The sequence below is a fragment of the uncultured Gimesia sp. genome (genome assembly GCF_937919775.1).
Classification (GTDB): Bacteria; Planctomycetota; Planctomycetia; order Planctomycetales; family Planctomycetaceae; genus Gimesia.
Genome location: NZ_CALFPF010000351.1, coordinates 1 through 9,792 on the forward strand (window position 1 = coordinate 1; position 9,792 = coordinate 9,792).

Consider the following 9,792-nt stretch of genomic DNA (forward strand, 5'->3'; position numbering starts at 1 on the left):
CGATATTCACATTGCCACTCAGGTCCTGCAGCAATTCCGGCAGCGATGGCTGTTTTTTCATTTCAGCCGGTTTCTCTGCCGGCTGTGGCTGCAGAGGATTCTGATTTTCCTTTTCAGGCTGTGGTTCATCAAAGGCGATTTGATCAACTCGCTGCCGCAATTGATTGATCTGCTGAGTGCGAGGCGAAAGTGAATTATCTGAAAAGGTTTTGACTGGCGAGCTCTGAGGGGTGCGGGGCTGTGCTGTATCTGAATTCAATTGTTGATGAAGTGACTGCGCGACCCGGCCGATCTGTGAGGATCCCGAAACCAGTTGAACCGATTCGGCATAACCTTTGGCAGACTGATCCAGCTTCATCACCATTGCTTTTAACGCTCTGGCTTTGGGAACTGCCGCTTCGAAAATCAACTCATTATTCTGTTTGTCGATTCCCACACGAAAATCGACCTTTGCTTCCACCATTTTGAGGGTCTCAGCGGACTTTTCATCAAGCAGGCTCTGATTTTCTGTTGCATAAACAATGACTCCCGGAAATCCCCCGGGACCTTCCCCCTGCAATTCCGCACGCGATTCGAAGGCGTGATACAATTGTCTGAGGATCTCTGTGCTGTTCAGAGTGCGAGGGTGAATTGTAAAATCTGTTTTTTGCGGTTGCGCGGATTTTTGTGGAAGCAGACGCGCGCTGGTTTCAAGTGTGGCTGGAACATTGGCCTGCTTGACGGACGATTCCGCATTCACAGCCTGTTCCTGGTAATCAACCTGTTGCACGGACTGACGGTTGTCCGGGGTAAGTTCATGCTCTTTACCGCTCGTCTGGATGGTGGCACGCACATAGTGCGGCTTGGCCTGACGAAGGTCGAGCACGATCAGGAATGTGTCTTTTTGCAGTAATCGAAAACCCTTCGGTTCGAGTTCACGATTTAAAATCTGAAATGTTTCGCTTAATGAATGCGGCCTTTTGTCGATGCGCGAATAGAATCCTTGAGGAACGACATCCATCACCAACGTCAGTTCACTCTGCTCGGCGACCTGAGTTAAAACTTTTCCCCAGGTTGCCTGGACATGGTTCAGCGAAATATCTGCTGGTTCTTTGACTGATTTTCTGCTTTGTTCGACCTGTGAAGCAAACTGGTCATGGTTCACCGCGGCGGAACCGGATTTTTTTGGCTCTGTGCTGGATGACTTTCTTAAGCGACTCCAGATGCTGGGTTTGCTATCGGCGTAAACAGAAATTGAGGGCCCGCAGAGTACGAGCACCGCTAACAGACAACGCAATTGTCTGGATAAGCTTCTGGTTATTCGTTTGAAAGACAACAACGTTTCACCCCATTGATATCAGGAGTCGATTTCAGGAATTAAAGCCAAGGAGTGTGGACGCATCTCGAACGAGATCATCTCCGACAGAATCCCTACAATCGTTAATATCGGCAAAGTTTGACATTCTTATTGAACAAAGGTCTTACATTTGGCAAGAAAAAGCAGAGTTTTTTTGAGATACGATCATTACGTAACTTCTTAAATAACAATAACATACGCGCATGCTATTCCGCCTGTGCCTGTCAGAAAGGACGATCAAACGCTCACAGAATTGAGTTGCTGGGAAAAACAGGCACTTTGAGAGCTATTGCAGAAATGGGAAGAAAAGGAGGGAGAGAGGAGTTCGCCTTCGTAAAGAGAACGAGAGACACTAATTTAACACGGCAGGTGTGGAGAGGTTTCGCATTGTTCTGAAATTTTCTCCCAATGAGAGCATCCAGGGTTTGCCGTCAATTTCCAGAATTAGATGTTTGTCAGTAATGGTTTTGACCACGGCACGGATTTCCGAGACATCAATCATATCGCCAACTCGGACTTCCCGTTTCTGATTGGTGGCCCGGTTGCGTAACCAGGCTACTTTTTTGCCATCGATCTCGATGCTGCCTGTCAGAAACGTGAAAAACGCATCATCCAGCGCCACTTTGACGTTAATTTGTTGCGATGTAGAAACAGGGGGAGTGCCCGAATCAGAAACATTGACGGTAATCGGATAGTCTTTCAACTCGGTCGTAACGGCAGGAGTCCAGTTAAGTTCGCCTGTGTCGGCATGAATCGTGACCCCGGCGGGGGCACCTGCGCCTAATTCGAATTTGAGTTTTTGTGGCGGCAGGTCTGCATCGGTGGCTTTGACGTACAGGGAAAGCGGCCGAGTCTGATACGCGGTGACCGCAGTGGCCACCTCGATTTTGGGTGGCGTATTTTTTTCAAGCAGTTCGAGCTGGAATGTTTTTTCGACGCGCTGTTCCCCCTGTGCGGCGGTCACAGTGACCGGATAGCTACCTGCTTTTTGTTCTGACGCCGGCGACCACTTCAGCTTGCCCGCTTCTGCAACCAGTCCTGGCAATTCTGTTTTGATTGTCAACACAGGTGCATCGGCTGACGGATTGATGCCTGCAAGAGGGACCGTGAAGTCGAGCGTATTTCCTCTGACAATCGTCTGTTTGGAAATGTCTTTCATTTCCAGTTTGTAGACTTGGTCGGGAACAGGTTTCGCAAACGGACTCACCGGAACGACCAGACCGTAATCGAAGAGCGCCTGCAGGTACTGGGGGGCCTGTTCAACAGCCGCCCCTTTTTGATGAGCGGCCGCTTTCGTCTCCAGAACTCCCCGTTGCACCGTCCATTCATTGACGGCCTGACTGGTCACGTTCAAAATTTCATTGTCGATCTTGATTAAAAAACTTTGTCCCTGGGGAAAATACTTTGCACTGAGGACTTTGATCAACGGTGCGTCCAGCGTCAGCGGCTGTTGTAATTTTGTGCTGCCTTCGGAGAATTGATTCAGAGGCGCCAGTTCAAAAGGCGTACCGGCTTCATAGCGGGCGGGCACGGTCAGATTCGCGCCTCGGGCGACAGTCCAGGTATCGCCGTCGATTTCGCTGACCGTGAGAAATTCCTGCTCAACGCGAATTCGGAAAGGAGCCTGGTGGGGAAAATCGATCGTACCCTGGACTTTCATTTTTGTATTATCAAAATTCAAAGTCGATGCCAGCTTCGCCCGGGGAAACAGCTGCTCACGCGGTTTCGCTTTTGTCAAAGCCAGACCTTCGGCCGTCATTTTCATTTGGAGACGGTCCGCTTTGCCGGTCCCCGTGCTATCCAGATCCAGTTCGATGATATTCTGCAGCAAGTCTGTTTGATAAAAATGCAGGAGAAAATGGCATAACTGCTCATAAGTGGCAGTCCCTTCCAGTGAAACCTGGACTGCGATATATGTCTTGCCTTCGCGGATACGACGGCCGGGAGTCAATTTCAAATTGGACATCCCGGACAGTTCTGCCAGATCATTCAACCATTCCAGATAGAGCCGCTGTGCATCATGTTCGTCCGGAGGCAGACTGTGCGTCACCCAGTCTCCCAACTGTCTGGCTGACCGTAGAAGTTCCAGTTCTTTCTGTTCCTTCTGATCAATTTGTTGATTCAATACTTTCAGCTGACTTTTTCGCGATTCAACCGGTTCAATAAAGGTGCTGTAGATCACAGGCATGCCTAACCAGAAGACGATCACGGTTCCAAAAACCGCTGCCAGTATTTTTTCTCGCTTTTGCATCATTCAAACATTCAACTCAATGAGACGCGTCTTAAATAATTTAACGATCTACCAACTCAACATCATCAATTTAATTTGCCTTCGCAGGTACGGCTTTTGGCTGCGGCTCCACCTGGGGAGGCAGTCGTTCCGCGTCAATTTCAAAGGGCACAGGATACGCGGCATCAACAGTGCTGCTGTTGCTTCTTCTGGGATGAACCCGATAATTTTTGTGAGACAACTGCTGATTCAGGTCTCTGACTTCCAGATCATCTTTGGCATGCCCGATTGCTCTCAGGCGGCTGAGGGATTGACCGGCGGAACGTGTGACCGCCATCTCGCTGAGAAAAATCCGATCGGTGCCCGGGAGCGAGTTTTCCAGTTCCTGCATCACTTTTAATGTTTTGGAATTTGAATTTTCCCATTCCTGAATCAGTGCAACCGATTCCAGAGTGGGCTGACCGCGTTTGAGTAGTTCATCCAGATCCTGCTGTATTTTCTGTCGGTCGGCAATTTGATCGTCCAAATCCGTAACACTATTCTGTGTCATCCATAATGCTGCCAGCAGAATCAGGATGACGCCGGCCACTCCCAGCCCGATCTGCAGTTTGCGACGGTCCGGCTTTGCTTCCGCTTTATGGGGATTCAGAAAGTCGACTGCTTCCAGCTTCTTCTGCGCCAGAGCGTACAGCATGCCCATCGGACCGGCCAATACGCCAGGATATTCCAAAGCAGTGAAATCTCCGGCTGCAGCCTTCAGATCCGTTAATGGATCAAGCACTTCGACCACGCACTGAAATCGCTCGCCTAATTTTGCCGCGATCTCCTGTTGTGACTGCTGTTCTCCCACCAGTATCACTCGTTCCACATTTTGGCCGGCAAGCTGTGAACTGCGGGCCAGCAGAAAACGGTTGATTTCTGTGATCATCGCCTGTTCTGTGGCGCTGCGATCTGCTGAAGTCATTGAGGCTGAGTTGGTAAACAGAATTTGTCGATTGCAGATCAACGACATTTCCAGATAGTGGTCCACCTGGTTCACGATCAATATCGGGGCATCCATGTTTCCGCTGGTTACATGCGCGATCCATTCGGCTGAGGAGATGGAGCTGATGCCTGTCGAAACGACTTCCATGCCCATCGACTGAAATGTTTTCACCGCCCGACCATGCAGGTCTTTGACAATACTGGCGACCAGCACTTCGCGGGTTGGCTTACCTTCCCGCGCCGGCAGTAACAGAAAATCGAGTAACAACTGGCCCAGGGGAATCGACGATTTGGTTGCCGCCTGAAAGTAAACAATTTCCGGAACTTCCTCCAGCGGGACATCCGGTATTTCCAGCAGACGAATGGTGGATTCATGCCGGGAAAAAGAAATCAGCACATTCTTACTGGAAATTTTTAATCGCGCGAATTCATTTTTTAACCAGCTTCCGGCGGAAACGGGGTCCTTCGCCGGACTCAATTGCTCCGGCCAGTCAATATGAAAAGAACGCTTTACAGAAACCGCAGTGCCACTGACGTGCGCTTCGACGCCGGAAAGTCCTGTTTTTTCCCAATTGATTGCCAGATAGTCTGCCATAACATGCTTTTCAATAATTCAGTTTCAAGTTCGTTCTAACAATGGTTTCACTCAGAGCGTCATTCTTCCTGATTTGTCCCCTGCAGAGTCGGTAGAGCATAACCGGGCCCCAGATTACTCATATCGCGGATATAAGTAATTCGAGGCGGGATGAATGTTCCATCAATAATCGCTTCGACCCGGGTCACCGGGCCTCCCTGTCCGAAATAACCAAGAGACTGGACACGAAAGACATCCCCGCCACTACAGATGTAAGGAGCCATTTTTCTCATTTGTTCTATTGTTGTAAGCCCTTCAATAACAAGCCATCCCGTTGTCTGATGAGCCTGACTGATTTCGGTGGAGGCCGCTCCGTTTGTGCCGGTCGATTGGGAATTTACGATCGCATGGGCTAAATCTTCGTCCATTTCCGGGATTCCCAGCAGCGTTTCCAGCCGCGCCTGATCGATGTGAATCCGTCCTTCAATATACTGGTTTTTGGTGGTGGTGAGAATATCGTGCAGGATCGGTAAATCGCTGGTCATCGCAGCCGCATCGGCCGACCAGGGACTGGTAAGTGTGGTCTTCTGCCCTTCAATTTCTGTTTCGACTTCTGAACCGATCAGATCAAAGAGGGAGTTGATCGTGAAGGCGCCTCCCGGCGACAGGTCGAGGCCACCGCGCGTCACCGAAACACCTTCTTCCGAAAAGATCGCTTTGGCGAGGCCGTTGGCCAGTTCGTTGAGTGCCTGTTTTTCGCTCATACTCCCCCCCACGGTGGTCAGTGTGGGGCCGGAATCCAGATCATCGGCGGTCGCAACAGGACCGTTTAATCGATACGCCACGATGAATTTTGCTTCGTCCGGTCCCAGTTCTGTTTCCAGCGCATCATACAATTCTGTCAGCATGGTCTGGTTCACATTTATTTTCTCTGAGCCATCCGGACGAATATTGATCTCGCGGCTGTGGACTGTGAAGAAGTCAAACCAGCCAGGGTTCAGAATTCCATCCGAGTTGTCATTGGGCAGGGTGGCATCGCCGTCATTTTCATTCGGATCGAGAATCCCATTTCGATTCGTATCTTCGCCGTATAATAATTCCGGTGTGATGTCACGTACCAGCAACAATTCATCCAGGGATTCCAGCGGACCATTTTTGGCAGAGTAAGGGGACTCTAATGTGATATAATAGTCAATCTCTGCTCCGTAAGTGCGTGCGTCGTCATCGTCGTCGATCCAGTCGAGAATGGCAGCCGCGATGTCTTCGGTCATGTTCGGAATATTCATCAAACGCGCAACGGCGTCTCCTTCTTCTACCTCTTCTTCCGTTGCCAGAATATTCAGGTTCAGTTTCCCCGATTCATTCATTAAACCGAAGCGGACTGTTTTTGACTGCGCATCCGTGACCACGGGCGCGATCACGCTGAAGTAACCGCTGGTGCGCGTGATGTCTCCGGGTAACAGATTGATATTTTGAAACTGTTCCGGATTATGATAGGAATTCCAGCCATCAATCTCCGAACGGTCTCCCACAAAAGCGGCCGCCAGTTCGATTCCTGATAACGCCAGTTCGCGTGACTGAATCGAACGCCCATAAACATTCGTTGCTTCCATTTCAACAATCATCAGTTCCGAAAACGTATACGCTCCCAGACTGAGCATGACTACCACGACCAGCACGACCAGCAGCGTGCTCCCCGCGCGCACTCTCAACCCGATTTTCCGAGCGGGAAAACGGTATCTGCCATCAGGATGTGAACCGTGTTTTTTCATTTTTCCGGACTCATGTCAACCATGCTTAAAGCGAACTGGTATCCTGTGTTGTTGTCTGTAACACCGCCGGTAATGCCAGCGGAAGTGCAATCACCATGCTGTAGGTATTTTCGTAACCATTGATTTTTTCATTTATGAATTTTTGCACCGCCTGATTATCGTCACTGCGAAAACCGATGGTGACTTTAACCGCCTGAGGGACGGTTCCGTATTCCACACTGTCCCACACATCCAGCCAGTCCGTTCCATCAAAATATTGAAACTGCAGACTGCTGATTTCCCGCGCCAACAGTTGTGACTGCTGTGCCAACTGTTCGAGATCGGCTGATTCATCTGCCTTACTCATCGCTAACCGGTCTCCTTCGAGACGAGCCAGCCCCTGTATCGTATCACCCAGGCCGGAAGTATTGCGAAAACGATCGCCAACGACTCCCTGTAATCCTGACGAACCGGCGGCGGCCAGGAAATAGGAAATGGATAATAGATCGCTTTGAGAACTGTTCACGCTGGCCGTTTGCGAAACGAGCATGGGCTGCCTGGCAGGGCGGCTGGTATGCAGCACGAGAGACTGGGCGTCTCCAAAAACACCGATATTCCCGGCCGTATACGCGTCATCCGGATTGGTTACCTGGATTTCCACGACTTCCGTTTCTTCTTCAGAAGAGTCTGTCGATTCTTCCTCAGTCGTTTTCTGTGCGAAAGTAACACAGTGTAAATCGTGTGTAATTTTCTGAAACACAGCCCGGGCAATCTGAGCGCGTTCCACCTGCTGATGACCAATGGTCGTATATTTCCAGTACAAATCGAGGGCCGAATAGATGGCGGCCAGCAGCAGGGTGGTCAGTCCCATCGCCAGAATGACTTCAAATAACGTGAAACCAGAGGAACGCCGTTGATGACTGGCATTATTTCTTTTCATCACAGTGCCTCCGTATCGGTTTCACTCGTGGATTGCACCGTATTGGCGGCATCGAGAAGCATCGCGGGATCCCGAACCTGTCGCATCAACTGATAACTGGTGGTGACCATTTCCGAAGCGCCGGAATAGGTCACAGAAACCGTTAACATTAAGAGGTTTTCATAAGCGCCGGGTTCGACATTCAGGCTCCATTTCCAGTTGTCGTCATCCTCTTCAAATGCCGCCTGCGTGACCGATTCCATAGGTTGCACGCCTGCCAGGACCTCGGCCAGTTTTGACTGGCATTTCATGATTGCCTGCGTTCGCAGTTGTGCCTGTAATGCGGCCCGCGAACCAATGCCAATCAGTTGGCCGATTGCTGCCAGGGCACCCAGAAAAATAGACAAGGAAATCAAAACTTCCAGTAACGTGAGTCCGGAACGGTTCAGAACTGCTTTGCGAACACTCAGCCGGTCGACTCTCATTGCGATTTCTCCTGGTTGTAAGAAATCGTCGTACTTCCCGTCAGTGCCCGCAGCTTGATGCCGGCAACCTGCCTGTCTTTTTTTACAATCTCATGGTTCAAATCAACAGCCGCAGTTCCGTCAGGATAAAAGGTGATCGGGAAAGCACCTTCCATCCAATTCCACTCTTTGGCATTCGGGAGTTTCGCCAGCCACTCATAGGGGACCGCCGGCTCGCTGACCGTAGCCGTACTGTTTTTACTGAATTGAAACTCATCGGATAGTTTCAAAGAGATGACCGGTTCTCCGACAGATGTCTGCTGAGAATCGGTAGATTCTGTTTCGAGTCCCAGCAAACCTCGATCGACGGGGACAACCAGATAGTGACTGCCTCCCGGTTCCAAGTAAATCTGATAATTCACGCCATGTTCAATGGCTCGAATGCGGGCGGCAGCAAAGGCCGAATTGAGATCCTGCATGTCCTGGCGTAAACGGTTACTGGCACTGATCCTGAGTACGGCGGGCCAGACAACGGAGACGAGCACCAGCAGCAGAGAAAGAACGAGCACCATCTCGAACAGCGTAAAAGCCGTTCGAGGATGTTGAAAGTTCCCGTTCTTTTTCTGTCTGTTCGTCACGTGTGACGTCCCCTGAATTCATCTGCTGCAGGCCTTTTGCAAAGTCAGATTATTCTGTCAGATTCCAGTTATTCACATCATCGCCGGAGCCATTTTCATCCTGCTGATTCGGGCCGGAAGACCAGATCGCGGGCTTGGTCGATTTGGATTTGTTGTTCGGATACTCATACTGAAACACCTGGCCCCACGCGTCGAGGGGCATCGATTCAATAAACGGGTCTGCCACTTTACCGTCATTACTGGCCGGTTCCAGCAGCACCTGAATCTGTTCCTGGCCGCCCTGCGGATATTCGCCGTTATTTTCGGCAGCATACAGTTTGAATGCCTGTTCCAGATTGTGAATGCTGGCGCGTGTGGCTTTGATGTTCGCCTTTTTCTGGCTTCCCAGAAGATTGGGAACAACCATCGCGGCAATCACGAGGATAATGCCCAAAACGATCAGCATTTCCAACAGGGTAAAACCACGACGCTTTTGTTTTGATTGTTCTTTGATTCGATACATGTCTCAATCCTTTTCACTCTATATTTTCCAGAAGGGAAGATTCTGGGTTCTACCTGCCTGAGATAAAACCAACTCTTTTCATTTCATATTATAGTAAACCGGAGCTTTGGAAAACCGGTAAAAGTAAAGCCAACATCACAAAAACCACCACAGCGGCCATCATCAGCAGCATTAACGGCTCCAGCATCCGCACGAACATATCCAGTTTGCGGTTCGTCTGTCGTTCCATATTGTCTGCAATATCAATTAAAACCTGTTCCAGATTATTTGCTTCTTCACCGACGGCAATCATTTCGACCACCTCTTCCGGAAACTGTCCGCAGGTGGCAAACGGTTGTGCAATCGATTTTCCGGCGGAGATGCTTTCGGCCGCGTCGCCGATCGCGCCACTGAT

At 50.1% G+C, this 9,792-nt stretch carries 9 protein-coding genes; all 9 read right to left on the reverse strand.

All coding sequences use genetic code 11. The features are described from left to right. The coding region (locus Q0294_RS09735) for a hypothetical protein (RefSeq protein WP_299464047.1) at positions 1 to 1,144 on the reverse strand (1,144 nt) is incomplete at its 3' end. A gap of 544 nt (positions 1,145 to 1,688) precedes the next feature. Continuing rightward, positions 1,689 to 3,590: a cadherin repeat domain-containing protein gene (locus tag Q0294_RS09740; protein WP_299464050.1), complete on the reverse strand. Its 1,902-nt coding sequence runs from the start codon at positions 3,588 to 3,590 to the stop codon at positions 1,689 to 1,691. Positions 3,591 to 3,657: 67 nt separating this feature from the next. Further along, positions 3,658 to 5,145 carry a hypothetical protein gene (locus Q0294_RS09745; protein WP_299464053.1) on the reverse strand — a complete coding sequence of 496 codons (1,488 nt, stop codon included), beginning with the start codon at positions 5,143 to 5,145 and terminating at the stop codon, positions 3,658 to 3,660. A gap of 59 nt (positions 5,146 to 5,204) precedes the next feature. After that, the gene (locus Q0294_RS09750; RefSeq protein WP_299464056.1) at positions 5,205 to 6,896 is read right to left on the reverse strand and encodes a type II secretion system protein GspK; all 1,692 of its coding nucleotides are present in this window, start codon (positions 6,894 to 6,896) and stop codon (positions 5,205 to 5,207) included. Between the two features lie 25 nt (positions 6,897 to 6,921). Next, entirely contained in the window at positions 6,922 to 7,815 is an 894-nt protein-coding gene (locus Q0294_RS09755) for a prepilin-type N-terminal cleavage/methylation domain-containing protein (protein ID WP_299464060.1), read from the reverse strand. Continuing rightward, a complete protein-coding gene (locus Q0294_RS09760; protein WP_299464063.1) occupies positions 7,815 to 8,279 on the reverse strand; it encodes a prepilin-type N-terminal cleavage/methylation domain-containing protein in 465 nt (154 codons plus the stop codon). The genes Q0294_RS09755 and Q0294_RS09760 overlap by 1 nt, the downstream gene beginning before the upstream one ends. Further along, positions 8,276 to 8,896: a hypothetical protein gene (locus Q0294_RS09765; RefSeq protein ID WP_299464066.1), complete on the reverse strand. Its 621-nt coding sequence runs from the start codon at positions 8,894 to 8,896 to the stop codon at positions 8,276 to 8,278. The genes Q0294_RS09760 and Q0294_RS09765 overlap by 4 nt, the downstream gene beginning before the upstream one ends. Before the next feature lie 49 nt (positions 8,897 to 8,945). Continuing rightward, the gene (locus tag Q0294_RS09770; RefSeq protein ID WP_299464069.1) at positions 8,946 to 9,398 is read right to left on the reverse strand and encodes a type II secretion system protein GspG; all 453 of its coding nucleotides are present in this window, start codon (positions 9,396 to 9,398) and stop codon (positions 8,946 to 8,948) included. 88 nt (positions 9,399 to 9,486) lie between these two features. Further along, the coding region (locus tag Q0294_RS09775) for a type II secretion system F family protein (protein ID WP_299464072.1) at positions 9,487 to 9,792 on the reverse strand (306 nt) is incomplete at its 5' end.

What these genes read in the sequence shown, in the direction of transcription:
- Q0294_RS09740 (WP_299464050.1), bottom strand. Translation starts at nt 3,590, where the DNA reads ATGATGCAAAAGCGAGAAAAAATACTGGCAGCGGTTTTTGGAACCGTG.
- Q0294_RS09745 (WP_299464053.1), bottom strand. Translation starts at nt 5,145, where the DNA reads ATGGCAGACTATCTGGCAATCAATTGGGAAAAAACAGGACTTTCCGGC.
- Q0294_RS09750 (WP_299464056.1), bottom strand. Translation starts at nt 6,896, where the DNA reads ATGAAAAAACACGGTTCACATCCTGATGGCAGATACCGTTTTCCCGCT.
- Q0294_RS09755 (WP_299464060.1), bottom strand. Translation starts at nt 7,815, where the DNA reads ATGAAAAGAAATAATGCCAGTCATCAACGGCGTTCCTCTGGTTTCACG.
- Q0294_RS09760 (WP_299464063.1), bottom strand. Translation starts at nt 8,279, where the DNA reads ATGAGAGTCGACCGGCTGAGTGTTCGCAAAGCAGTTCTGAACCGTTCC.
- Q0294_RS09770 (WP_299464069.1), bottom strand. Translation starts at nt 9,398, where the DNA reads ATGTATCGAATCAAAGAACAATCAAAACAAAAGCGTCGTGGTTTTACC.